At 67.7% G+C, this 24,127-nt stretch carries 19 protein-coding genes; 4 read left to right on the forward strand and 15 right to left on the reverse strand.

The window, feature by feature from the left end; genetic code table 11:
* Positions 1 to 20: 20 nt before the first annotated feature.
* From OHA10_RS35015 to OHA10_RS35045, 7 genes are all read right to left on the reverse strand, one after another.
* Positions 21 to 5,390, reverse strand: coding sequence for a ThuA domain-containing protein (locus OHA10_RS35015; protein ID WP_371403072.1), 5,370 nt, complete (start codon positions 5,388 to 5,390; stop codon positions 21 to 23).
* Between the two features lie 90 nt (positions 5,391 to 5,480).
* Entirely contained in the window at positions 5,481 to 6,641 is a 1,161-nt protein-coding gene (gene xylA / locus OHA10_RS35020) for a xylose isomerase (RefSeq protein ID WP_371403073.1), read from the reverse strand.
* Complete coding sequence (locus OHA10_RS35025) at positions 6,638 to 7,801, reverse strand: Gfo/Idh/MocA family protein (RefSeq protein WP_371403074.1); 1,164 nt, start codon at positions 7,799 to 7,801, stop codon at positions 6,638 to 6,640. Before OHA10_RS35025 ends, xylA begins: the two co-directional genes overlap by 4 nt.
* A gap of 10 nt (positions 7,802 to 7,811) precedes the next feature.
* Positions 7,812 to 8,852: a substrate-binding domain-containing protein gene (locus OHA10_RS35030; RefSeq protein WP_371403075.1), complete on the reverse strand. Its 1,041-nt coding sequence runs from the start codon at positions 8,850 to 8,852 to the stop codon at positions 7,812 to 7,814.
* A gap of 10 nt (positions 8,853 to 8,862) precedes the next feature.
* Positions 8,863 to 9,852, reverse strand: coding sequence for an ABC transporter permease (locus OHA10_RS35035; RefSeq protein ID WP_371403076.1), 990 nt, complete (start codon positions 9,850 to 9,852; stop codon positions 8,863 to 8,865).
* 104 nt (positions 9,853 to 9,956) lie between these two features.
* Positions 9,957 to 11,459 carry a sugar ABC transporter ATP-binding protein gene (locus OHA10_RS35040; RefSeq protein WP_371403077.1) on the reverse strand — a complete coding sequence of 501 codons (1,503 nt, stop codon included), beginning with the start codon at positions 11,457 to 11,459 and terminating at the stop codon, positions 9,957 to 9,959.
* Positions 11,460 to 11,574: 115 nt separating this feature from the next.
* Positions 11,575 to 12,837: an ROK family protein gene (locus tag OHA10_RS35045; RefSeq protein ID WP_371403078.1), complete on the reverse strand. Its 1,263-nt coding sequence runs from the start codon at positions 12,835 to 12,837 to the stop codon at positions 11,575 to 11,577.
* Positions 12,838 to 12,994: 157 nt separating this feature from the next.
* Between OHA10_RS35045 and OHA10_RS35050 the strand changes: the two genes are divergently transcribed.
* Positions 12,995 to 14,500: a lectin gene (locus OHA10_RS35050; protein WP_371403079.1), complete on the forward strand. Its 1,506-nt coding sequence runs from the start codon at positions 12,995 to 12,997 to the stop codon at positions 14,498 to 14,500.
* Here OHA10_RS35050 and OHA10_RS35055 read toward each other — a convergent pair.
* From OHA10_RS35055 to OHA10_RS35075, 5 genes are all read right to left on the reverse strand, one after another.
* A complete protein-coding gene (locus tag OHA10_RS35055; protein WP_371403080.1) occupies positions 14,497 to 15,243 on the reverse strand; it encodes a hypothetical protein in 747 nt (248 codons plus the stop codon). The two genes, OHA10_RS35050 and OHA10_RS35055, sit on opposite strands and share 4 nt — an antisense overlap.
* 253 nt (positions 15,244 to 15,496) lie before the next feature.
* Complete coding sequence (locus OHA10_RS35060; RefSeq protein ID WP_371403081.1) at positions 15,497 to 16,294, reverse strand: dienelactone hydrolase family protein; 798 nt, start codon at positions 16,292 to 16,294, stop codon at positions 15,497 to 15,499.
* 10 nt (positions 16,295 to 16,304) lie between these two features.
* On the reverse strand, positions 16,305 to 16,673 hold the full coding sequence (locus tag OHA10_RS35065; RefSeq protein WP_371408022.1) for a YciI family protein: 369 nt from the start codon (positions 16,671 to 16,673) through the stop codon (positions 16,305 to 16,307).
* A gap of 234 nt (positions 16,674 to 16,907) precedes the next feature.
* Positions 16,908 to 18,251, reverse strand: a complete 1,344-nt coding sequence (locus OHA10_RS35070) for an amidohydrolase (RefSeq protein ID WP_371403082.1) — start codon at positions 18,249 to 18,251, stop codon at positions 16,908 to 16,910.
* 11 nt (positions 18,252 to 18,262) lie between these two features.
* Positions 18,263 to 18,655, reverse strand: a complete 393-nt coding sequence (locus OHA10_RS35075) for a VOC family protein (RefSeq protein ID WP_371403083.1) — start codon at positions 18,653 to 18,655, stop codon at positions 18,263 to 18,265.
* A 159-nt stretch (positions 18,656 to 18,814) separates the two neighbouring features.
* On the opposite strand from OHA10_RS35075, the gene OHA10_RS35080 reads away from it, so the two are divergent.
* Positions 18,815 to 19,171 (forward strand): YciI family protein, encoded by a 357-nt coding sequence (locus OHA10_RS35080; RefSeq protein WP_371403084.1) that lies wholly within the window; start codon positions 18,815 to 18,817, stop codon positions 19,169 to 19,171.
* Positions 19,172 to 19,181: 10 nt separating this feature from the next.
* Here the strand turns inward: OHA10_RS35080 and OHA10_RS35085 are convergent, their stop codons facing one another.
* Both OHA10_RS35085 and OHA10_RS35090 read right to left on the reverse strand, forming a co-directional pair.
* The gene (locus OHA10_RS35085) at positions 19,182 to 19,850 is read right to left on the reverse strand and encodes a Type 1 glutamine amidotransferase-like domain-containing protein (protein ID WP_371403085.1); all 669 of its coding nucleotides are present in this window, start codon (positions 19,848 to 19,850) and stop codon (positions 19,182 to 19,184) included.
* A 176-nt stretch (positions 19,851 to 20,026) separates the two neighbouring features.
* On the reverse strand, positions 20,027 to 20,506 hold the full coding sequence (locus tag OHA10_RS35090; RefSeq protein ID WP_371403086.1) for a winged helix-turn-helix transcriptional regulator: 480 nt from the start codon (positions 20,504 to 20,506) through the stop codon (positions 20,027 to 20,029).
* 163 nt (positions 20,507 to 20,669) lie between these two features.
* Between OHA10_RS35090 and OHA10_RS35095 the strand changes: the two genes are divergently transcribed.
* Positions 20,670 to 21,674, forward strand: a complete 1,005-nt coding sequence (locus tag OHA10_RS35095) for a helix-turn-helix domain-containing protein (RefSeq protein ID WP_371403087.1) — start codon at positions 20,670 to 20,672, stop codon at positions 21,672 to 21,674.
* Between the two features lie 119 nt (positions 21,675 to 21,793).
* On the opposite strand, the gene OHA10_RS35100 is transcribed toward OHA10_RS35095, so the two are convergent.
* Entirely contained in the window at positions 21,794 to 22,786 is a 993-nt protein-coding gene (locus OHA10_RS35100; protein ID WP_371403088.1) for a helix-turn-helix domain-containing protein, read from the reverse strand.
* 411 nt (positions 22,787 to 23,197) lie between these two features.
* On the opposite strand from OHA10_RS35100, the gene OHA10_RS35105 reads away from it, so the two are divergent.
* Entirely contained in the window at positions 23,198 to 24,040 is an 843-nt protein-coding gene (locus OHA10_RS35105) for an alpha/beta fold hydrolase (protein WP_371403089.1), read from the forward strand.
* Positions 24,041 to 24,127 lie beyond the last annotated feature (87 nt).

Raw genomic sequence — 24,127 nt, forward strand, 5'->3', positions numbered from 1 at the left:
GAGTTCCCACGGCGACGTCATCAGCCCAGCCGTGCCTTCAGGTCCTGACCGACCGCGGTCAGCAGGGTTCTGGCCGGCACGTCCCGGACCGTCCGGGCCTGGGCCAGGTACAGGTTGAGGGCCACCGCCGCCACCAGCGGCTGGTTGCGCTTGACGGCGCGCTCGGCGAGGCCCAGCTGGATCTTCATCACCGTGGCGGTTGCCAACGGCACCTTTCCGGCGACCCGGTAGCGGTCGACCAGCTTGACCGCTTCGGCGTACGACGCGACGACGGTGAACGGAACGTTCTTCACCGAGGTGTTGCCGGCCTTGTCGGTTGCTGTCGCCGTCAGGGTGTGAGCGCCGAGCCCCAGCACCGCACCGTCGAGGCTTCCTGTTGTCGCCTTACCGTCCAGGGCCAGCACCACCGACCCTGGTCCGGAGAGTGCATCCGCGACGGTCGCTGTCACCGACGCGGTCGAGGCCACGCCCAAGGTCGCCGGCAGGCCGGCGACTGTTGCCGTGGGCGACGTCTGGTCGAGCTTGACCGTGACAGTCGCCAGCTCCGACACGTTTCCGGCCGTGTCACTGGCGCGGACCGACAACGTGTGGGTGCCGTCGGCCGACAACGTGATCGGTGCGGTGTACTCGGACCAATTACCGTCGCCGACCTTCTGCTCCAGATAGACCTGACCACCCTGGTCGTCGGTCCCCATCGCCGTGGCTGTCACGGCGCTGGTCCACCAGCCTGCCTGCCCCGACGGCGTGGACGGGTTGAGCGACAGGTTGACGGTCGGCGCCGTGGTGTCGGTGACTCGTTTGAAGTACTCGAACTTCGCCGTCTTCGAGGCCGCCTGGTCGACACCGAAGGCATAGATTCCGAACTTCGCGTTGGCGAGTGCCGTGTTGGTCACCGGAGCCAGCGCGGTCCACGTCGAGCCGTCCGAGCTGTAGGAGCCGGTGTAGGTCGAGCCGCTGCGGGACAGCCTCAGGTACCAGACACCTTGGGACGGGCTCGGTGCATTGGGTTGCGGGGACTGGACCACATCGGCCACCTCGCTCCGGAGTTCGATGCCGCGGGCAACGGTCGAACCGGCCGGGTTGGTGGTGAGGTAGTCGAGTTTCACGTAGTTCGCGTCGTCGGCGTACACCATCAAGCCGGCTTGCTGGAAGGCTTCGTCGAACGTCGACGCATCCACCTTCGTCTCGATCGTCCAGTCGCCGTCGGGGGCCGGCTGGAGCATCAGGTTGCGCGGGCCGGTCGCCGTACCGCCGTAGATGTCGCCCTTGCCGGTGTCGATCTCGAGCCCGCCGCCGGTGACCCGGTAGGCGGCAGGATCCGGCCGTACGACGTCCGTCCACCGGCACGCGTCGAGTGTCGTCCCGGTGAACTCGTCATCCGGGGTCGGCTGCTCGGCGGTGTCGTCGGGCGTGATGGCGAAGTAGTCGAACGACGCCGCGATCGGCAACGCCTCGGTCCGGTTGGCCAGGGCGAAGACGCCGATCCGCGGGTTGGTGATCCCGGCGAGCTGCTTCGTCTCCGTCATCTCGGTGAAGGTCGCGCCGTCCGCGCTGTACGACGCCTTCAGGTTCGCGCCGTCCGACGTGAACCGCACCCACACCGTGTCCGGGTACGCCGCGCCGAGGTTGGCCGTGTTCGACGCAGCCACCTCGTTCGGTACGCCGTTCTCCTCGCGGATGAACTGGAAGATCCGGTCGGCCGCCGACGGCGCGCCGGTCGATCGTCCCTGGAGCACCATCTTGGCGTAGTTGTCGTCGTCGCCGTACACGATCAATCCAGCCTGCTGATAGGCCAGCCGGGCCGGCAGAGTGACCTTCGTGGTCGCCGACCAAGCACCCGCGGGGAGCGGTTGCAGGACGATGTTCGGTGTGCCGGTGTTGCCGGTGCCGTAGATGTCGGTCGCCGTCAACGGGATCGTCAAGCCTCCGTCCGCGACCGACAGCTCTTGGTTGCCGCGGACAACTGATGACCACCGGGTGGTGTCGAGCGCCGTGCCGTCGAAGCCGTCGGAGCGGCCGGTCAGGCAGGTCGGCGCCGATGGCGCGTCGACTGTCACGTCGACCTTCGCGGTTCCCGCTGCGCCGCGCGAATCGGTGACCGTCGCCACCACGGTGTGCCTGCCCGGGACCGTGAAGGTGTGGCTGGCGGTCGGGCCGGTGGCCGTCGCGCCGTCCCCGAAGGTCCAGGCGTAGGTCAGCGGCAGATCTCCCTCAGGATCCGTCGCGGCCGCGGTGAAGTCGACTGCCAACGGCGCCTTGCCTTGGGTCGCCGATGCAGTCACCGTCACGGACGGGCGCTGGTTCTCCGTCACGCCCTTGCCGATGAACTTGACCCAGTTGACGTTCAACTGGCCGGTCGTCTTCACGAAGTACAGCGGACCGCTCTCCAGCGACGCACCGCTGACGTCACCGGTGAAGTCGCCGTACGTCTGCCAAGCGCCGGTCGGTGTCACCTGGATGGTGGCAACGACCGGACCGTCCGTGGGTGAGCCCTGACGGACCTGGACGGTCGCACCCGCATCGGGTGAGGCAGCGCGCAGCTGGATCTGGCTGATGTTGGTCAGGTTGGTCGGCTTCCAGCCCCACCAGTCGCCGTCCTCGATGAACCCGATGTTCTTCCCGCCACCCGCGGTGTCACCGGTGTCCTCGACCTGTACGCCGGGCGCCGATCCAGGCCCACCGGTCTCGTTGAAGAACTCCGCCTCGCGGGTCTTCGGCTGCAGCTGGATCACCTTCTGGCTGGTGATCCTGCCGGTTCCCGGCGCGCCCTTGTCCGTGTACGTCACGGTGACGATGCCGAAGATGTTCGCGCCGACATGCCCCTGATCGCCCGGCAACGGGAACACGCCCTCACACCCGTGGTACTGCTCATAGGGATGTGCATGCTCGTCGTGCCCGAGCGCCGGCTGGGTGATGACGTCGTTGCAGTCGACCACGCCGTCCTCGGGGTCGGTGACCGTCACCTTGTAGTGGATCGTGTCGCCGAAGTCGAAGAACCCGCCGTCGGCAGGCGCCTCCACAGTGATCGTCGGTGCGGTGTTCCCGGCCGTGATCGTCCGGTTCGACACCGCAGTACGGCCGTCCGGATCGGTCACCGTCAACCTCGCGGTGAACACGCCCGCGGTCGCATAGGTGTACGACGGTTCGGCGTCGGTGCTGTCCGTCGTACCGTTGCCGTCGAAGTCCCAGGCCAACGTGACCGCTTGCCCGTCCGGATCACGCGACCCGGTCGAGTCGAAGGCCACTGTCAACGGCACCGGACCGGAGGTCTTGTCGGTCGTGAATTGTGCGATCGGCGCCCGATTCCCTTGCACGTAGTCGATCCGGTAGACGCCGGAGTCGGCGTTGTTGCCACCGAATCCACTCCCCCACTCGATCACGTACAACGCGCCGTCCGGCCCGAACTGCAATGCGTGCGGGCGGATGAAGTTCATCTTCTGCAGCATCCGCGACACGTCGGCGACGCCGGTGCGATCGTCGTTCAGTTGCACCGAGAACAGGCGGCTGTCGTTCCAGTCCGCCCAGACCGCCTTGCCGTCGAAGTACGCCGGCCACTTGCGGTCCGACGGGTTCGCGGCGTCGTACTTGTACGCGCCACTCGTCATCGGCGCACCGCTGCCACCGATCTCCGGTACACCGGTCGTCGACTTGCCCTGCCACATCGTCGCCGGGATCGCCGCCGGCAACTGGGTCAGCCCGGTGTTGTTCGGCGACTCGTTGACCGGAGCATTGCAGTTGAACGTCGGCCCCGACGTACCGGTCGCGAAGTCGTAGTCGTTGTACGGCGTGTTCGCGCCGACGCAGTACGGCCAGCCGTAGAAGCCGGGCTGGGTGAGGATGTTCCACTCGACGCGACCGTCCGGGCCGCGCGTCGGCGACACCGCACCGGCATCAGGTCCGTAGTCGGCGACGAACAGATGATTGGTCGTCGGGTCGATACCGATCCGGAACGGGTTGCGGAAGCCCATCGCGTAGATCTCGGGCCGCGTCTTCGCCGTACCGGGAGCGAACATGTTGCCGGCCGGGATCGTGTACGAGCCGTCCGCTTCCGGATGGATCCGCAGGACCTTGCCGTTCAGCACGTTGGTGTTGGCCGCGGAGCGCTGCGAGTCCCATGCAGCGCGGCCGGCCCGCTCGTCGAGCGGCGCGTAGCCGTCGGAGTCGAACGGGTTGCTGTTGTCGCCGGTGGCGACGTACAAGTTGCCGTTGCCATCGAACTCGAGCGCTCCGCCGGCGTGGCAGCACTGGTCGCGCTGGGTGTCGATCCGCAGTACCTGCTGCTCGCTCGCGAGGTCGAGGGTGTCACCAGTCACCTTGAACCGCGAGACCCGGTCGAACGGTTCGGCGCTCACCGGCGAGTAGTAGAGGTACAGATAGCCGTTCTGGGCGAACGCCGGATCCAGAGCGATGCCGAGCAGCCCGAACTCCTGGCCGGTGTAGACATTCAGCGTCCCGGCAGTGACGACCGAGCCGTCCGTCTTGACGATCTTCACCGCGCCGTTCCGGTCGATGTAGAACACCCGGCCGTCGTCGGCGATCGACAGCTCCATCGGGTTCGACGTGTCGTCGTCCAGCGTGACCTTCTCGTAGCTGTCGCTCAGCGACGCACCACAGTCCGCGGGCTGGACACCGGCCGCCGTCTTGATGCCGCCGAGCAGTTGCTTGCGGAAGGTCGGGTCGGCGTACGACTCGATCGTGTGGCCCATGCCCGTGTACCAGGCGCGGCCGCCGTCGTAGTCCGGGCACCAGGTGATCGGATGCTCGGGACCCATGTTGCCGCCCGTGTACGACGACTCGTCGAGTGACGCGAGCACGTGGACCGTGCCGCGCGGATTGGTCCGGTAGTTGTACCACTCGTCGGTGCGCTGCCACAGCGTCGGCGCATCGGCCGTGGACGGATGCGCGTGATCCTCGACCTTCACGGTCGCGGTCGGCGTACCGGCGGGATGGCTGTCGAAGTAGCTGCCGACCAACTGGCCGTACCAGGGCCAGTCGTACTCGGTGTCGGACGCGGCGTGGATGCCGGCGTACCCGCCACCGCCGCGGATGTACCGCTCGAAGGCGGCCTGCTGGTCCGCGTTCAGGACGTCGCCGGTCGTGGACAGCCAGATGACGACCTCGTACTTCGCCAACTCGGTGTCGTTGAACATCGACGCGTCCTCCGTCGCGGTGACGGTGAAACCGTTCTCGGTCGCCAGGTCCTTCACGGCCTGGATGCCGGCCGGGATCGAATCGTGCCGGAACCCGGCGGTCTTGCTGAAGATCAGGGCGTTGAACGTCTCGTCACCGTGACCGGGATGGGCCCTGGCGGGTGACGGCGACAACAAGGCCGCGATCAGGGCGAGCACGAGAAGGCACACCAACGTGCCAGGTCTGCGTAGCTGGATCATGCGGAGCTCCTCATGGGGACGGACAAGGGGTGCGCGCTCCATCACTACGAATCCCGTGCTCTGCCCTGCGCGGGACTACTACCGGCTAGCTCATCGGACGCCGAGCAGGTGCTCCATCGCCAGCTGGTCCAGCCGTTCGAACCCGAGACCGCGCTCGGCCAGCGCGTCCGGGTCGTACTTCGCGGCGCGGAGGTCGTCCAGCGACTCACCCTCGGCCAGGGTGGTCTCGGACAACTCCGCGACCCGTGCGGTGGCGAGCGCCTCCGCAACCTCGGGGTCGGCACGGAACGCCTGGACCTTCTCGCGAAGGATCAGATAGTTCCGCATACACCCCCGCGCGGTCTCCCAGACGCCTTCCTCGTCCTCGGTCCGCGGCGGCTTGTAGTCGAAGTGGATGTGGCCCTCGTAGGCCGGGTAGCTGCCGGAACCCTGCAGGACGTCGACCGTCCAGAAGGCCTCCCGCAGGTTGCCGGCGCCGAACCGCAGGTCCTGGTCGAACCGCGGACCGTGCTGTCCGTTGAGGTCGATGTGGTACAGCTTCCCGTGCCACAGCGCCTGCGCGATCCCGTGCGCGTAGTTCAGGCTGGCCATCTGCTCGTGGCCGACCTCGGGGTTGATGCCGACCAGCTCGGGATCGGCCAGGTCGTTGATGAACGCGATCGCGTGGCCGATCGACGGCAGCAGGATGTCACCGCGCGGCTCGTTCGGCTTCGGCTCGATCGCGAACCGGATGTTGTAGCCCTGCTCGCGGACGTACGCGCAGAGCAGGTCCATCGACTCCTTGTACCGGTCGAGCGCGGCCCGCACGTCCTTCGAGCCGCCCGACTCCGCGCCTTCCCGGCCGCCCCAGAGCACGTACGTCGTCGCGCCCAGCTCGGCGGCGAGGTCGACGTTGCGCAGGACCTTGGCCAGTGCGTACCGCCGTACCTGGCGGTCGTTGGCGGTGAGGCCGCCGTCCTTGAAGACCGGGTGGGCGAACAGGTTGGTCGTCATCATCTCGACGGCCATACCGGTGTCGGCCAGTGCCTTCTGGAAGCGGTCCAGCGTCTGCTTGCGGGTCGCGTCGTCGGGGACGACGTCGTCGTCGTGGAACGTGACGGCGGCGGCGCCGAGTTCGGCGAGCTTCTCGACCGCGTGGACCGGGTCCATCGCGGGGCGGACCGCCGTACCGAACACGTCGACGCCCTGCCAGCCGACGGTCCACAGACCGAAGGAGAACTTGTCGTCCTTGGTCGGGGTGTAGCTATTCATTGCGGAATCTCCTGCCATTGTCGGGATGCCGAGCTGGTCTCGACCGCGGCCAGCACACGCTGGACCTGTAGCCCGTCGGCGAACGACGGAGCCGGATCGACGCCTTCGGCGATCGCGGTGACCAGGTCGACGACCTGATGGGTGAACCCGTGCTCGTAGCCGAGCAGGTGACCCGGCGGCCACCACGCGGCGACGTACGGGTGGACGGGTTCGGTCGCGAGGATGCGGCGGAAACCGGCTGTCCTCGAGTCTTCGGTGGCGTCGTAGTAGTGCAGGAGATTCATGTCCTCGAAGTCGAACGCCAGACTGCCGAGGCTTCCGTTGATCTCGATCCGGATCGCGTTCTTCCGGCCGGTGGCGAACCGGGTCGCCTCGAACACGCCGAGCGCGCCGGAGCGGAAGGTCGCCAGGAACACCGCCGCGTCGTCGACCGTCACCGGTCCGCGCTCGGTGCCCGCCGTACCGGCCAGGCCGGAGTGCTCGGCGGCGACCGGGCGCTCCTTGACGAACGTCTCGAGCCGCGCGCTGACCTCGCCGATCGTGTCACCGGTGATGTACTGCGTCATGTCGATGATGTGCGCGCCGATGTCGCCGAGCGCACCCGAACCGGCCTTCGACTTGTCCAGCCGCCACGACAGCGGCGCCTCCGGGTCGGCGATCCAGTCCTGCAGGTACTGCGCCCGGACGTGCCGGATCGTACCGAGCTTGCCCTCGGCAACGAGCTGGCGGGCGAGCGCGATCGCCGGCACTCGGCGGTAGGTGAACCCGACCATCGACCTGATCCCCTTGGCCTTGGCCGCCTCGGCCGCGGCGGTCATCGCCTCGGCCTCCTCGACCGTGTTGGCCAGCGGCTTCTCGCACAGGACGTGCTTGCCGGCCTCCAAGGCTGCGATCGCGATCTCGGCGTGACTGTCGCCCGGCGTGCACACGTCGACCAGCTGGACGTCGTCGCGGCCGAGCAGCTTGCGCCAGTCGGTCTCGGTGTCCTTCCAGCCGAGCTTGGTGGCGGCCGCTTGGACAGCCTCGGCGTTGCGGCCGCAGAGCACGTTCATGGCAGGGTCCAGCGGCAGGTCGAAGAAGCGCGGCGCGCTCCGCCAGGCCTGCGAATGGGCCGCACCCATGAACGCGTAGCCGATCAGGCCGATGCCCAGGTTCGTCATAGCTCTCCTCTTAGCTCTCGAATGCGGTAGGCATGTACTGGTCCACGTTGTCCTTGGTGACCACCGGCGCGTACAACTGGACCGTGCGCGGCACCTCGACCTCCACCAGGTCGCCGAGCGCCTTCTTCTGGACCAGCAGGCGGGCCAGCCGGATGCCGTCGGCACCCTGCGTGGACGGGTAGATGACGGTGGCCTTCAGCAACGAGTTGCCGGACTTGATGTCCCGCATCACGTTCGCCGAGCCGGCCCCGCCGACCACGAAGAACTCCTTGCGGCCGGAGTTCTTGATCGCGGCCATCACGCCGACGCCCTGGTCGTCGTCGTGGTTCCAGATCGCGTCGATCTTCGGCGCCGCCTGCAAGAGGTTGGCGGCGGCCTTCTCGCCCGACTCCACGGTGAACTCGGCGGCCACCCGGTTGTTCACCTTCAGCCCGCAGTCCGCGAGCGCTTCCTTGAAGCCCCGGCTGCGGTCCTGAGTCAACGGCAGCGAGTCGATGCCCGCGATCTCCGCGACCACCGCGTCCTTCTTGCCCTTCAGCTGCTGGCAGATGTACGTGCCGGCCGACACGCCCATCCCGTGGTTGTCACCCAGCACCGTGGTCCGGGCCGCGAACGGGCTGTCGAACTCGCGGTCGACGTTGACCACCGTGATGCCGGCCTCCATCGCCTTCGTCGCGACCGGGGTGAGCGCGGCCCCGTCGAAAGGAAGCAGGACGATGGCGTCGACCTTCTGGTTGATGAACGTCTCGACCTGGCTGATCTGCAGGTTCACGTCGTTCGTACCCTCGGCGACGATCAGCTCGACGTCGGAGTACTTCTTGGCCTCGGCCTGGGTCGCCTTGGTGATGGCACCCATCCAGCCGTGGTCGGCGGCCGGCGCGGAGAAGCCAATCTTGACCTTCTTGCCGGGCTCGTCGTTCTTGACCGCGGCCTGGTTGGCCGGCGCCTTGTCGGCGTTGTCCTCGGCCTTCGGGGTATTGCTGGTGCAGGCAGTCAGGGCGACCGCAGCGAGACCTGCGACCACCAGACTTCGGGCGGAACGTTTGGACATCGTTGTCCTCCTATGAACTCGTCGTGCGGGCGGCCAGACGTTGCTGCAGCAGGACGGCGACCACGATGATCGCGCCCTTGGCCACAGACTGGGCGGAGATGCTCAGGTTGTTGAGCGTGAAGACGTTGTTCAACGTCGTGAAGATCAGTACGCCGATGACCGTGCCGACGATCGTGCCGCGGCCGCCGGACAGCAGCGTGCCGCCGATCACCACCGCCGCGATCGCGTCCAGCTCGTACAACTGACCGTGGGTGGAGCTTCCCGTCGTCGTCCTGGCCATCAGCATGACCGCGGCGATCCCGCAGCACAGCCCGGCCAGCACGTACAGCGCGACGGTGTGACGCTGGACCTTGATACCCGCCAGCCGGGCGGCCTCGGCGTTGCCGCCGACCGCGAAGGTCCGGCGGCCGAAGGTGGTCCGGTTCAGCACCACCCAGCCGGCCGCGGCGACCAGCAGGAAGATCCAGACCAGCACCGGTACGCCGAGCAGCGAGCCGCCGAAGAAGTCGACGAACGAGTTGACCGTGATGATCTGGGTCTTGCGGTCCGAGATGATCTCGGCCAGACCACGCGCCGCCGCCAGCATCGCCAGCGTCGCGATGAACGGCACGATCTTGCCGTAGGCAACCAACAGGCCGTTCACCAGACCGCACGCGGCGCCGACCGCCAGCGCCGTGCTGACCATCAGGATCCAGTGGTAGTCGGCGGCCAACTGCTGGGTCGCCAGCGTGGTCGCCCAGACCGAGGCCAGCGCGACCATCGCGCCGACGCTCAGGTCGATCCCGCCGCCGGTGATGACGAACGTCATCCCGACGCTGACGACGCCGATGACCGCGGCCAGCCGCAGGATCGTCAGCACGTTGGCGCCCGTGGCGAACGTGTCGCCGGCGGTGATCACGCCGACGATGCAGAGCACGACCAGCGCGACCACCAGACCGAGGTTGCGCCCGAAGCCGGTCCGCAGCAGATTCGTCGATCGCTGCGCCGCAGGCTGGGTCACCGTGGCCTGGGTGGACGCCGTCGTTTCTGGTGTTTCTGGTGTTGCTGGTGTTGCTGGTGTTTCTGTGTCAGGTCTCGTTTCTGGTGTCGTGATGTCCTCACTCATCACACCGCACTTCCCTCCATCACCAGGTCGAGAACCTGGTGTTCGTCGATGGCTTGCGCGGGTCCCGTGTGGACGGCACGCCCCTCCCGCAGTACGACGACCCGGTCCGACAGACCGAGCACTTCCTCGACCTCGCTGGAGACCAGCACGATCGCGACCCCGTTGGCCGCCAGCGTGCGGATCAGCGCGTAGATCTCCGAGCGCGCGCCGACGTCGACGCCACGCGTCGGCTCGTCGAGCAGCAGCACCCGGCAGTCCCGCAGCAGCCAGCGCGCCAGCACGACCTTCTGCTGGTTGCCCCCGGACAGGTTGCGGACCGGATGGTCCACGCCGGCCGGTCGCAGATCCAGCGACTTGGCCAGACCGGCCGCCGCCTCCCGCTCGGCCCGGCTGTTCAGGAATCCCCCACTGGCAAAGCGATGCAGCGTCGAGACGGTGATGTTCTTGTACACCGCCTCGTCGAGCAGCAGTGCCTGGCTCTTGCGTTCCTCCGGGGCGAGACCGACGCCGGCCTTCACCGCCGACTGCACCCGGCCCGGCCGGAGCGTGACACCGTCGACGCGGACGGATCCGCTCGCGGCGCGGCGCGCGCCGTACACCGTCTCGAGTACTTCGGAACGCCCGGAGCCGACGAGGCCCGCCAGTCCGAGGATCTCGCCGGCGCGAACCGTGAAGCCGATCCCGGCGAACTCGCCCGGCCGGGTCAGCTCGTCGACCTCGAGCACGACCGGCGCCGTGCTCGGGATCTCGTTGCGCGGCGGGAAGACGTACTCGATCGAGCGTCCGGTCATCAGCCGGATGAGTTCCTTCGTCGGGGTCTCCCGGGCGTCGAGTCCGGTGGCGACGGTCGCGCCGTCCTTCAGGACCGTGACCCGGTTGCCGATCTGGCGGATCTCCTCGAGCCGGTGCGAGATGTAGACGACCGCGACGCCGCGGTCGGTCAGGCCGCGGATCACCCGGAAGAGGTTCGACACCTCTTCGGAGTCGAGGACCGCGGACGGCTCGTCCATCACGATCAGCCGCGCGTCACGGGACAGTGCCCGGGCCATGCTCACGACCTGCTGTCCGGCGGCCGGCAACAGACCGACAGCCCGGTGGGTGGGGATCTCGGCGTGTCCGAGGCCCTGCAGGATCTCGCGGGCGCGGACGCTCGCCTCGTGCGTGCGGCTGAAGCCGAAGCGGGTCGGCTCGTGGCCGAGGAAGATGTTCTCGGCCACGGTCAGGTCGGGGACCAGGTCGAGTTCCTGGTAGATCGCGGCGATCCCACGCTGGATCGCCGCGGTCGGGCTGTTCAGCTGGACGGGCTCGCCGTTCAGGTGGATCTCACCGGCGTCCGGCTGGTGCGCACCGGTCAGCACCCGGATCAGCGTGGATTTGCCGGCGCCGTTCTGCCCGAGCAGGCAGTGCACTTCCCCGGCGCGGACGTCGAGGTCGACACCGTCGAGAGCCCGTACGCCGGGAAACTCCTTGACGATGCCGGTCATGGTCAGGAGATCGGTCATGGGGCCTCCCGGCCTGGACTGAGGAGCGCAGGGAGCGAAGCGACCGGAGCGACGAGGGAAGGCCGGGAGTTACAGCCCCATGACCCGCCGCGACGGAGTCGCGGCATCAGCGCCGTCATCGCGCGACCCCGATTCTCGTCGGGTCGACGAAGACCTGGTCGAGCGAGATCTGCGCGCCGCCGCGGACGGCTGCCGCGAAACCTAGCTCCGACCGGACGACGCGGCAGCCGCCGCCGTTCGGTGCGATCACGCGGTCGCGGATCGCCTTCTCCAGTGGTTCTTTCAGCCATGGCCCGAGCACGGCGAAGTACCCACCGAGCACGAGCACGTCCGGGTTCAGGATGTTCACCAGGATCGCTCCCCCAATCCCCAGCCACGTGCCGACGTCCTTCAACGCGGACAGCGTCCGCGCCTCCCCCGCTTCGGCCCGCCGGGTGATCCCGGCCAGCCGTTGCTCCACGTCCAGCGACGGGTCCCGCACCGGGTCGTCACTGTCCGTTGCCTTGTGCAACAGTGCGGTCAGCCCGACGACGGTCTCCCAGCAGCCGGTCCGGCCGCAGCCGCAGGTCCGGCCGGGCGGTGCGACCGGCATGTGCCCGACCTCGCCGCTGTACCCGTGCCCGCCGCGCAACAGCTGCCCGTTGGCCACCACGCCGCCACCGACACCGACCGCACCGGTCAGCAGCACGAGGTCGTGCACCGGCTCGTCCTCGGTCTGGCGCAGATCGGCGTACGCCGCCAGCGCCGCCAGGTTCGCCTCGTTGTCGACGTGCAACGGATACGTCGGCTGGCCCAGCCGCGACCGCATCTCCTGGGCGACCGACAGCTCGCCCCACCCGAGGTTCGGCGCGATCTTCAGCTCTCCGGTCGCGCCCTGGACCAGACCTGGCACAGCCAGAGTGACCCCGGCCAGCTGTCCGCCACGGGTCTCCACGGCCGCGACCGCCTCCCGCACCAGGTCCGCGAGACGGTCGAGCGTCGTACTGGGATCGAGGTGCGCGACGTCGACCGGCACGCGCTTCTCGAGCACGACCGCGCCGGTCAGGTCGAGCGCGGCAACGGCCAGGTAGTCGACGTTGATCTCTGCTCCGACGCCGCACACACCGGTGCCGTCGAGCTCGACGAGCAGACCGGGGCGACCGAGAGCGCGGCTGGAGTCGGCCCGTCCTTCGCGGAGCAGGCCGCGCTCGACGAGCTCGGCGACCAGGCTGCTGACGGTCGCCTTGTTCAGGCCGGTGTCGTCGGCGATCCGGGCCCGCGAGCGCGGTCCGAGGTCGCGGACATGCCGCAGTACGACGGAGAGGTTGTTCCGCCGGAGCGAGACGTGATCGGCGGCAACGCCCCGGCTCCCCGGGCGACGGCCGTCCGTCAGCGTCATCTGTCCACCCCTCCGCAGACTTTGTCTGTTGAACCAACAAACTAAGTTCACACGGGCAGGTCGTCAAGGCTTCGCAACAGTCGAGTTCTTGCAGGAATTTGTTCAGCTTTGTACGCTCGCCGCGCACTCTCCTGTCCGCCCCCACCAGGAGCACCCCATGACGCTTTCCCGCCGTACCTTCCTCGCCGCGACCGCCGCTACCGCAGTGGCCGGCACCCAAGTCCAGTCGGCGTTTGCCGCCAGCCCGCCCGGAGATGTGGTGGGCAAGATCACCGTCGGCTACCAGGGCTGGTTCGCCTGCGCCGGCGACGGCGCCCCGATCAACGGGTGGTGGCACTGGAGCAACAACTGGGGCCAGCCGCCCTCGCCGACGAACACCGCGATCGTGAGCTGGCCGGACGTCCGTGACTTCAGCTCGACGTACCAGACGGCGTACGCGAACCTCGGCAACGGGCAGCCGGCCAAGCTGTTCTCGTCGTACGACCAGCAGACCGTGAACACGCACTTCCAGTGGATGCAGCAGAACGGCTGCGACACGGCCGCGCTGCAGCGGTTCAACCCGACGGGCGGCGAAGGGCCGACCCGGGACGCGATGGCCGCCAAGGTGCGGCAGGCCGCCGAGCAGTACGGGCGGAAGTTCTACATCATGTACGACGCCACCGGCTGGACGAACATGCAGTCGGAGATGAAGACCGACTGGACCTCGAAGATGAGCGCGTACACGTCGTCACCGGCGTACGCGCGGCAGAACGGTAAGCCCGTGGTGTGCATCTGGGGCTTCGGGTTCAACGAGGCGAACAAGAACTTTCCGGCGTCGGTGTGCCTCGATGTCATCAACTGGTTCAAGGGCCAGGGCTGCTACGTGATCGGCGGCGTGCCGACGCATTGGCTCCCGGGCAACGAGGACTCGCGGCCCGGGTACCTGGACGTGTACCACGCCTTCAACATGATCTCGCCGTGGATGGTCGGCCGGATCAGTGATATCGCCGGCGCGGATCACTACTACAACAACGTGAACCAGCAGGACCAGGCCGACTGCAACGCGCACGGGATCGACTACCAGCCGTGCGTGATCCCCGGCGACCTGCAGTCCGGGCACCGTGCGCACGGCGAGCTGATGTGGCGGCAGTTCTACAACCTGACGCGGGTCGGCGTGCAGGGCATGTACATCTCGATGTTCGACGAGTTCAACGAGGGCAACCAGATCGCGAAGACCGCGGAGTCGTCCGCCTGGGTGCCGTCCGGCTCGGGCATCCGCGCGCTGGACGAGGACGGTACGGCGTGTTCGTCGGACTACTACCTCCGGCTGACGAACGACGGCGGCCGGATGTTCAAGGGTCAGGCGCCGTTGACCGCGACGCGGCCTACCGTTCCGATGCCGAACCAAGGCTCAGGCGGCGTGATCTTCTACGAGCACGTCGACTACGGCGGGACGGCCGGTGCAGCGCTTGCCAAGGGCAACTACACCCGCGCCCAGCTGCAGGCGGCCGGCGTACAGGACAACTGGGCGTCGTCGGTGCGGGTGCCGTCCGGGTGGACGGTGACGATCTACGCCAACGACAACTTCGGTGGGCAGTCCTGGACGCGCACCGCAGACACGCCCAACTTCGTCGCGCTCTCCCCGAACGCGAACGATCAACTGACGTCCTGCCGGATCTCCTAGAAGAGCTCCATGCTGTCTGCGGTTGCGGTGATGACCGGGTTGTCGAAGTACATCCGGCAGGCGATGGCGTGGCCGGAGCAGGTGAGCAGGGCCGGGCCGGCCGCGTCGACGACCTTGTAGGCGACCGGATGCTCGCAGCGCTCGACTTCGCCCTCGTTCTGCCGGCCGCAGCCGAGGACGTGACAGGTCGCGGTGTCGCCGATGTTCATCAGCGTCAGGCCGTGCTCGGGGCAGACGCCCCAGCCGACACCGCAGACCTGGCCCTCGTTCGCGGCCAGGCGGACGAGCTTGCCCGCGGTCGCCTCGAGCTTGGTCGCCATCTCGCGGAACGTGGTGGCGGCCTGGTCGAGCTCGCGCCGGAACCGCCGCAGCTCGGTGGAATCCGGCATGCTCTGCGTCGCCGCCTGCAGGTCCTCGGCCAGCGTCATCGCCGCGACCGCGATCTCGTCGACGCGGACCGGGGTGTTGAACTGACGCAGCGTCGAGCCGTTCGGTACGCGCGGCCGATCACGCACCTCGGACAGCCAGTCCGAGCGCGGTGCCGGCTGGTCGGTCCGGATCTCCGCGATCTGCTCCCCCGCCTGCCAGTTCTGCTGCTTCGGCTGAGGATGCTCGCCGGCCTGCCCTTCGGACTCCGCAGCCGGTGGTTGACGGTGAGTAGTTGGTTGCGGACCGTGACCGTTGGTCCCGTTGGCCGACCCGTTCACCGGGATCCGGCTCTCCTGCGCTGTCCGCCCGTTCATACAGCCTCACTCGTCCGGTGCCTGGCACCCGCCATACGCGATGCGTCCCCTGTTGTGGCCTCGGTGGCCGATCGTGCCATGTCTCAGGTACCCACGACCAGAGGAAGAACAACGGTGTCACCCACCGCTCCCCCGTACTTGCAGACCGCAACGATCAACCCCCAGGCTTCAGCCTATCTACCCGCGGGAAGGCCACCGAATCACATCGGTCGAGTTACTCAACGTGGTTTTGACATTTCCGCACTGACCGTCGTCAAGCGGTCGCTGTGAGGTGTTCTCTGAGGAATTCCACTGTCCGGGCCCGAGCATGGAAGGCCGAGTTCGGCGGGTTGTCGCGGACTTCGGCGGTCAGCACCGCGTGCGCGCCCTTGGCGTACCCGTCGGGGTTGCCCGGCGAGGAGTCGAGCTCGATCACCTCGAACGCGTCGCCGAGCTGCGTACGGAGCGTTGCGAACCGCTCGGGCGGAGCCGCGCGATCGCCGCTGAACCGCAGGCCCAGCACGCACAACCCGTCGCTCCGGGTCCGCTCCTTGACGATCTCGAACTCTTCCCGCGACATGCCGGGATCGCGGCGCATCCGCCCGCTCACCGGGAACGGCACCGACGGCTGACTGAGCACCGGCGCGTTGACGACGTCCTCGACGGCGGCAGCGAGCGCGAATCCCCCGGTGAAACACATGCCGATCACGCCGACGCCCCGACCCGGCGTCCGCGCGGCCAGGTCCCTCGCCACCGCACGCAGGTACTTCGTGATCGGCCGCTCGGCGTTCACCGCGAAACTGCGGAACTCCTTCGAAACGCACAGCCGAGCGACGATCCCCAGCGTGTACCCCATCGTGATCGGGCGTCCCGGCGTGCCGAAGGGTGACGGGATCACGACCGTGAAGCCCGCGTCGACGAGATGCTCGCCGAACTCGGCCACTTCGGGACTCAGGCCCGGGATCTCCGGGATGAGGACGACGCCGGGCCCCTCGCCCTTCTCGAAACAGTCGTAGGTCAGGCCGCCGCCGGTGAACGGCGCCCTCCGCCAGGAACCCAGGTCGACAGTCATGCACCGCAGCTTAGAGTGCGCGGTCAGCGACAGCCTGTTGTCCGAGCGAGGTCAAGTCTTCGACCATCGGGCGAACCTCGACCATCCCGGCCTCGGCGACCGGATGACCGGCCGCGATCTCGATCGCCTCTTCGAGCGTGTCGCATTCGATGAGGTCGAAGCCGCCCATCTGCTCCTTGGACTCGGCGAACGGTCCGTCGGTAGTGACGATCTTGGCGCCGTCGCGTCGTACGGCGGTCGACTCCGCCGGTGGGTGCAGCGCCCCGCCGGTCAGGTGGACTCCGCGGGCCTTGACGTCGGCGACCCAGGCAACGGTCTTGCGGATCATCTCGTCGGGTACGCCGTCGGGATAGTCGTGGTCGGGCCGGATCAGCAGCATGTACTTCACGGATTAACCCTCCGTCGGAATCGTCGGCGCTTCAACGGGACGTCGTTGCGGGAATGCAGCTTTGTACATCGGTTCTGGTCTGCACTGGAGTTCCACGCTCTGAAACACTCCGGGCGCCTACCACTTTGACCCGTGGGGGGTCCTGTGAGTCCTCGAACGTCGTGAAGGTCAAGGGCGAGACAACCCCGACGATTGGGTTCGCACGGACGGTCGCCGCTGCCGGCATCAGGGTGCGTAGTGCTGGATCGAACCGCCCTTCGAGAGATCCACCAGTGTGTGCGCCAAGGACTTCGCGTCGGCGAGGACCTCTTGGACGTCCATCGTTGTGAGGAGGCGGTCGCGGACCACGACCTTGCCGGCGACGAGGACAGTGACAACGTCGGAGGCTCGGACGGAGTACACGAGTGCGGCTCGTGGATCGTGGACGGGCTGGTTGTGCGGTGCACCGAGGTCGACGAGGGCGATGTCTGCCTGACGACCTGGTTCGAGGACGCCGATGTGGTCGGCGAGACCGGCGGCCGCGGCGCTGCCCCGGGTGGCTAGGCGAAGGGTGTCGGACAGGGTCATCCACTCGGCGTCGTGCTCGCGTTGTTTCTGGGTGAGGGCGACCATGCGGATCGCTTCCCAGACGTCGAGGGTGTTGTGTACGGCGGCTCCGTCGGTGCCGATGCCAACGTGTACGCCGGCTGATCGGAGGCCCTTGATCGGCGTGACCTCACCCATCGCGAGCTTGAGGTAGACCTTCGGGCAGGACGCGACGGCGGTGCGGTCGGCGTACCGCTCGAGGATCGGGAGGTCGGCGTCGCGGATGCCGCAGCCGTGGGCGATCAGCGCGCCGGCGTCGAGCACGCCGGTCCTTTCGAGCACCTGGATCGGGGTGACGCCGTGGGCGTCGATCGATGCCTGGGTCTGGCCGTCGGTCTCCGCGGCGTGCAGGTGGATGCGGAGACCCTCCGCCCGCGCGATGTCCGCCGTACGTCTCAGGTCATCATCGGAGACCGTGTACGTCGCGTGCGGGCCGAGGCTCGCGGTGATGCGTGGATGGAGCTGACTGAGCTCGCGGGTCGTGTCGATGGCGGCGTTGATGCCGTCCTCGCCTGCCGAGGAGAAGTACGTCGGCGCGAGGTCCGCGCGGATGCCGGACTCGACGGCGGCGGCCGCGATCTGGTCGGCGTGGAAGTAGTGATCGACGAACGTGGTGACACCGGCGAGCAGCATCTCGGCACACGCCAGCCGCGCTCCTACCCGAACCCGCTCCGGCGTCAGATTCACCTCCATCGGCCAGATCCGCCGGTTGAACCAGTCCTCGATCGAAAGATCCTCCGCCGCCCCACGCATCATCACCATCGGACTATGCGTATGCGAGTTCACCAACCCCGGCACCGCAACCAACCCACGCCCATCGATCACCTCCACCTCCCCCAGATCACCCGCGGTCGGTGGGGTGGTGGGGGTGATCGCGGTGATGAGGTTGTCGTGGATGTGGATGTCCTGTGCCTCGTCGACCCGGCACTCGCCGTGCTCGGGGACCACCAGGACCGCGACGTTCCGGATCAGCATGCGAGTCATCCGTGCTCCGATCAGGGCTGCCGGCTGGCGAGGATGCAGAACTCGTTGCCTTCGGGATCGGCCAGCGTGACCCAGCTTTCGTCGCCGGTCTGGCCCACGTCGGCGGGACGGGCACCCAGGTCGAGCACGCGGCGTACCTCGGCTTCCTGATCGGTGTCGGTCGGATTCAGGTCGAGGTGGAGCCTGTTCTTGATCGTCTTGCCCTCCGGCACCCGCGCGAACGTCAACGTCGGCGGAACCGGCCCCGGACGGCTCCTGCCTTCGGGCACCACCGGCGAGCCGATCGTGACCACGCCGTCTTCTTCCTCGTCCTGCACCTCGTAGCCGAGGACCGCACACCAGAACTGCGCAAGCCGGTACGGATCGGCACAGTCGATCGCCAGCTCCGTGAACTTACTGGTCATTGCACGGCCTCCAGGTCTGCTAGCGGGTCGTTGAGGTCACCAAACTACGGCGAAGATGTACTACGGACCGTGAGAATTTCCGCTGGCCTGTCGGATTCGAAGCGTGGCGTTCGTTGCAGGGGTGAGACGCGGGAGGCCGTCGGGAAAGGGAGTACTGAGATGACCGAGTATCTGATCTCGTTCGGCATGAACGCGATGGACTTCCCCGACGAGGTCATGCCCGAGATCAGCAAGGCTGCCCGCGCGGTGATCAAGGAGGCGATGGACGCCGGCGTCTATGTCTTCACCGGCGGACTGGATCCCGAGCAGGAGCCCGCCGTCGTCGACACGGACGGAACGGTCACCGACGGCATGCTGACCGACGGCCCGTACCCGGAGAGCAAAGAACTCCTCGGCGGCTTCACAGTCGTCGACGTACCCACCCGCAAGGAAGCCCTCGAGTGGGCCGCGAAGATCGCAGCCGCCTGCCGCTGCGCGCAGGACGTCCGCGTCTTCCAGCCCGGCCCGAACAGCTGACCGTCGGAAGCTATCCGGGGAAGGCCTTCCACTGCCCTTCGGAGATGATCTCGACGGTGCCATCAGTTACTTTGATCGCGGTCTCGTCGTCGATCGCGTACGCCGGACCTGCGATGTCGGCGGCCCACCTCTCGGCGTCGGCCATGGTGTTGCTCGACATTTGCTCGTGGTCCAGGTGCGGGTAGATCGAGAAGTCGACGACTCCGAGCGTGCGATCGTCCGGCGCAGAAGGCCACTTGACGAAGTCGTGGCCGATCCGCGGTGCCATCACCATGCTGCCTGCACTGAGCCCCACCCAGACCGTCTCTGGCAGCGACGAGATGACCTCCGCCAGCCCTGACTCCCGGATCCAGTGATTCAGGTACGCCGCATCGCCGCCGTCCACCAGGAGCACGTCGGCCTCTCGGACCCACGGCACCCACCGCTCCTCCCCGATGCTGGGCAGCGCGGTGAGCTCCAAGACGCCCAAGGTCGCCCAGCCCAGGCTGGTCATCCTGTGAAACGGAGGCTCTCCGGCGACGGCGCTTCGCACCGAGTAGGGCCCGAGCATCGGGTGGCCCCACTGCGCCGTGGGGATGTAGAGCGCACGGGACTCCGAGATCGGCTTGCCCAGCAACTCGGCCAGCGCCTCACGGATGCTCTCGTTCGTGACGCCTCCGGAGGTGAGCAGCAGCTTCACAACGCCTCCCGAGCTGACCGCGACGGCTTCGTGTCACGTGGGCACCGCGGACGCATCATCGCCTGACTCCTTTTGCCCTTCGGCGCCGCAGGCCGGCCACCAGTTCTACGCACACTACGTTCCGGATCCGGCAAACCTGCCAGGAGAACCTGGCCGTACGGACGAGCTCGCGGCGGTCAGGAAAGTGTGATCAATCCCGGACCTGGCTCGATCGCGACATCATCTGGTTCCACGTCGTGGCCCGCGTCGCAGCGGATGCGGACTCCGACGGCCGCGCCGCAGTCCCGGTGGGTCGCACGCAAGGGCGGGCCCGCCTCGTCGGTCTCCCATTTCGAACCCCATTGGAGCAGGGCATAGACGACGGGTTGGAAGTCCATTCCCTTGGCAGTCAGTTGGTATTCGTGCCGGGTCCGCTGACCGGGCTCCTGGTAAGGCACCCGCTCCAGCAGACCGGCGGCGGTCAGTTCCTTGAGCCGGGCTGCCGCCGCGGGCTCACCGATCCCGACCCGCCGGACGAAATCCTCGAATCGGCGGGTGCCGAAGATCGCCTCCCGCAGGATCAGGATCGCCGAACGCGTGCCGACGACGTCGATCGAGGCGGCGACCGAGCAGTTCGCCATCGACCAGGTCTCCCGGTGGCTGAGCAGATCTGTCATGTTCCCGAGTCTAGGGGCTGACTTGCGTGCACAACAGTCTGGTCCGTAGGCTGACTGAAGTTAACGGAAGTCAGCTAGGCGAACAGACGCCTGCCGCCGCGTCGGAGAGACGGCCGCCTGGTCGACAGGTGTGAGCTGGTGCCGCGGATAGAAGGTGGGCGGGATGACAGACATTCTCGATACGCGCAGCGTGCCTGCCGCCGATCGCGCCGAGGTGGTGCGGGAGACGATTGGCAGCAGGAAGGTCCGGGTCGAGATCGATTTCCCAGCCGAGGCTGGGCCTGCGGCTGCGTACGGCGCCATCAGTCAGCTCGGACAACTGACGGTGTGTTCGGTCCGCTCGAACGCCGTCAGTGTGGAGCGGACCCCGACCCTGGCCCGGGACGAGCTTCCACCGAGCATCTTTCTCGGTCTTCAACTGGCCGGTTCGAGCCTGGTCGTCCAGGGTGGCCGGGAGGCGGTCCTCAAACCACGCGATCTGGTCATCTACGACTCGACCGCGCCGTACACGCTGGTCGATACCGACGGCATCCGCCAGCACTTCTTCCGGATCCCCATCGCCGCCCTGGGCCTGCCGCATGACGCGATCAGGCAGATCTGCGCCACGACTCTCAGCCCCGGGCATCCGATCTCCGATCTGGTCGCGACCTATCTGTATCGACTGGCAAGCCACCCGGACGTCCACACCCACCCGGCCGCTGACGCAGTCAGCCACCCGAGTGTCGAGCTGGTCCGTGCGCTCATCACCACCCACCTGGATGCCGCCGCACTGGAGAAGGAACCACCGGATGCGACACTGCGGTTGCGGATCCTGGAGTACGTCCGCGCCCGTCTGGGCGACCCAGGGCTGCACGCGGGCCAGATCGCCGCCGAGCACCACATCTCGGTGCGGCACCTTTACAAGGTCCTCGCCGCCGGCGGGATCTCGCTCGGTGACTGGATCCGCAACCAGCGCCTGGAGCGATGCCGCGAAGACCTCGCCCGGCCCGGCTTGCGATCGTTGACGATAGCAACGGTCGCCCGGCGCTGGGGATTCACCGACCCATCCAGCTTCGGCCGCCTCTTCCGCGCTACCTATGGCCTCTCACCCAGCGAGTGGCGAACCCTGGGAGACCGTGATCCGGTAGGCGCCACCGGTGTCCCGACCCTGATCCCACCCCCGGAGTAGCCGCTGAAACGCGCACCGACCGCCGAAATGTGCACAGGCGATCAGCGGGATACCGGCCCGGAACAGATCGAGACGGCGCGCGCGTGCTGCTGTTGTCGCGCTGCTTCAGATGACGATCCTCACGGACGTGCTGGAGTGGGGTCGCTCGCCAGGGCAGGTCGCGCCTTGGTCGCGGTCTGACGCCACTGCCGTGGTGAGAGTCCGTACTCGGCGCGGAAGAGGCGCCCGAAGCTCGATGGGTCGCGAAATCCCCAGCGTTGGGCCACGGAGGCGATGGTGACGTGCTGGGACAGGCCACTGCCGAGCTCATCTCGGCACGCCTTCAATCGGCCGCTGCGGATCCACTCACCGAGGGAGATGCCGCCGGCGGCGAGGACGGTGTACAGCCGGCGGCGGGAGATGTGGTGCTCAGCAGCGATTCGAGCCGCGTTGAGGCTCGGATCACCCAGGTGCGCACGCACATACTCCAGGATCCGCAGCTGCAACGTGGCTTCCAATGATTCCCTGGTCGCCGCCGAGGTGACGTCGAGATGCGTGCGGATCACTGCCCGGACGAGTTCCATGGACGGCTGGCTGACGGCGTCGGCCCCGGCGTCCGCGAACGCTCCCGGCCGGCCTGCGAGATGCCGGAAGTAGCCTGCGGCCAGGTCTGCAACCGGATGCCCGGGGCTCAGCCGCGTCGCCGTCACCTGCCGTACGACATCCCTCGGCAGGGCCAGCATCTCCAACGGGATGCGGAACTGGTGTTGTCGGTAACCGTCGGAGTCGACCAGTGTGTATGGAGATGTCGAGCTGTACACCACAAGGTCCCCGGGGCGTACAACGGCTTCGCGGCCATCTTGAACGACGAGGCTGGATCCGCTGATCTGCAAACCGAGCATCAGGCTGGGTGCCAGATCGTCGCGCGCCAGGAGCGGGGTGCGCTCAACCTTGATGACATTGGATCGGATCGAGGAGATCCGCAGCGCACCAATGTCGGCCAGCGTCCCTCGTACGACGGGGCCCGGCTCCGGGAATTCCAGCTCCACCGGAATGATCCTGGCCGCCACTGCATGCATGGACTCGACCCGCATGCCCGCCGCAATCGTGCGCGAGTCGACAATCTGGATCACGGCGTAGTCCTCCGTACTCGCGGGCCGCAGGCTCAGCGGCGCGCGGACCGAGCGCGACAGGCGGCGCCGGCTCGCTGAGAATGATGGTACCGGGGCCCGCGCGCTCGCAGAGATCGATCGCGGGAGTACATACCGCGGTGGGTCTGATCGTAGATCGACCATTCGTGCACAGGTCTCTGCACGGTGTGCAGGATAACGCGCGCAACGGCGCTAGCGACTGCATCGGACCCTAACGTCGATTCCGACACCACCGACGGTGTCCTCGACGGGCGCCCCCACGCCTCTTCCGGACGCACGCCGAGCCGTTTCACGCCGCGCCGCTGACGCTCCTCTCCGAGCTCGGCGCCGCCGCTGCAACCCCCGACCGGCGAGGCCGCCGAGCGGACAACGAACCCCCTGCAAAGGAAATGCATGCGTACGTCGAAGAAGTCACTACCCCTGGCCGTCGCGGCTCTCACCGCCGGAGTGCTCGCGCTGGGCGTCGGTAGCGCCACCGCCAGCAGCGCGCAAACCACGCAGAACGACGCGCAGCCCAAACCGACGATCGTGCTCGTGCACGGCGCGTGGGCCGACGGCTCGAGCTGGTCTGCCGTCACCTCGAAGCTGCAGAGCGCCGGATACACCGTCGATGTCGAGGCAAACCCGTTGCGCGGCCTCGCGACCGACTCGCAGTACCTGCGTGATCTGCTCGCCACCATCCCTGGCCCGGTCGTGCTCGTCGGGCACTCGTACGGCGGCATGGTGACCACCAGCGCTGCCACCGGCAACCCCAACGTCAAGGCCCTCGTCTACGTGGACGCCTTCATCCCCGACCAAGGCGACAGCGTCGGCGCCCTCGCCGCCGCACAGCCCGGCTCCGAACTGGACCCGAACAGCTCGATCACCACGGTTCCGATCCGCGACGCCGGCGGAAACGTCATCAACGCCGACGTCTACATCAAGCCGGATCAGTTCGCGAGCCTCTTCGCCGGCGGCATCCCGGCCAGGCAGGCCGCCGTCCTGGCCGCCACCCAGCGGCCACTGACCGCCACCACGCTCAGTGAGACCCTCACCGGTGTTCCAGCGTGGAAGACGATCCCGTCCTGGGACATCATCGGTACGGCGGACAAGGTGTTGCCACCGGCGGAGCAGCAGATCATGGCGCAGCGCGCCGGCGCGCACATCACCAAGGTCGACGCGCCGCACCTGTCGATGATCTCCGACCCGGACGCAGTAACCGGCGTGATCATCGACGCCGCCCGCGCCACCAGGTAACGGCCAACCGCTGAGAACTGCACAGCTCGACGCCCGCTGTCGCTCCCATCGCCCCCGCGATCGACAACGGACCCAACGACCTGCTGG

Origin of the sequence: Kribbella sp. NBC_00662 (assembly GCF_041430295.1) — a bacterium.
Classification (GTDB): Bacteria; Actinomycetota; Actinomycetes; order Propionibacteriales; family Kribbellaceae; genus Kribbella.

Bases quoted from the DNA above. Each gene is read 5' to 3' on its own strand.
- xylA (WP_371403073.1), bottom strand. From the start codon at position 6,641: ATGAATAGCTACACCCCGACCAAGGACGACAAGTTCTCCTTCGGTCTG.
- OHA10_RS35075 (WP_371403083.1), bottom strand. From the start codon at position 18,655: ATGACCAGTAAGTTCACGGAGCTGGCGATCGACTGTGCCGATCCGTAC.
- OHA10_RS35105 (WP_371403089.1), top strand. From the start codon at position 23,198: ATGCGTACGTCGAAGAAGTCACTACCCCTGGCCGTCGCGGCTCTCACC.
- OHA10_RS35025 (WP_371403074.1), bottom strand. From the start codon at position 7,801: ATGACGAACCTGGGCATCGGCCTGATCGGCTACGCGTTCATGGGTGCG.
- OHA10_RS35090 (WP_371403086.1), bottom strand. From the start codon at position 20,506: ATGACAGATCTGCTCAGCCACCGGGAGACCTGGTCGATGGCGAACTGC.
- OHA10_RS35015 (WP_371403072.1), bottom strand. From the start codon at position 5,390: ATGATCCAGCTACGCAGACCTGGCACGTTGGTGTGCCTTCTCGTGCTC.
- OHA10_RS35060 (WP_371403081.1), bottom strand. From the start codon at position 16,294: ATGACTGTCGACCTGGGTTCCTGGCGGAGGGCGCCGTTCACCGGCGGC.
- OHA10_RS35055 (WP_371403080.1), bottom strand. From the start codon at position 15,243: ATGAACGGGCGGACAGCGCAGGAGAGCCGGATCCCGGTGAACGGGTCG.
- OHA10_RS35045 (WP_371403078.1), bottom strand. From the start codon at position 12,837: ATGACGCTGACGGACGGCCGTCGCCCGGGGAGCCGGGGCGTTGCCGCC.
- OHA10_RS35040 (WP_371403077.1), bottom strand. From the start codon at position 11,459: ATGACCGATCTCCTGACCATGACCGGCATCGTCAAGGAGTTTCCCGGC.
- OHA10_RS35050 (WP_371403079.1), top strand. From the start codon at position 12,995: ATGACGCTTTCCCGCCGTACCTTCCTCGCCGCGACCGCCGCTACCGCA.
- OHA10_RS35095 (WP_371403087.1), top strand. From the start codon at position 20,670: ATGACAGACATTCTCGATACGCGCAGCGTGCCTGCCGCCGATCGCGCC.
- OHA10_RS35030 (WP_371403075.1), bottom strand. From the start codon at position 8,852: ATGTCCAAACGTTCCGCCCGAAGTCTGGTGGTCGCAGGTCTCGCTGCG.
- OHA10_RS35065 (WP_371408022.1), bottom strand. From the start codon at position 16,673: ATGCTGCTGATCCGGCCCGACCACGACTATCCCGACGGCGTACCCGAC.
- OHA10_RS35080 (WP_371403084.1), top strand. From the start codon at position 18,815: ATGACCGAGTATCTGATCTCGTTCGGCATGAACGCGATGGACTTCCCC.
- OHA10_RS35070 (WP_371403082.1), bottom strand. From the start codon at position 18,251: ATGACTCGCATGCTGATCCGGAACGTCGCGGTCCTGGTGGTCCCCGAG.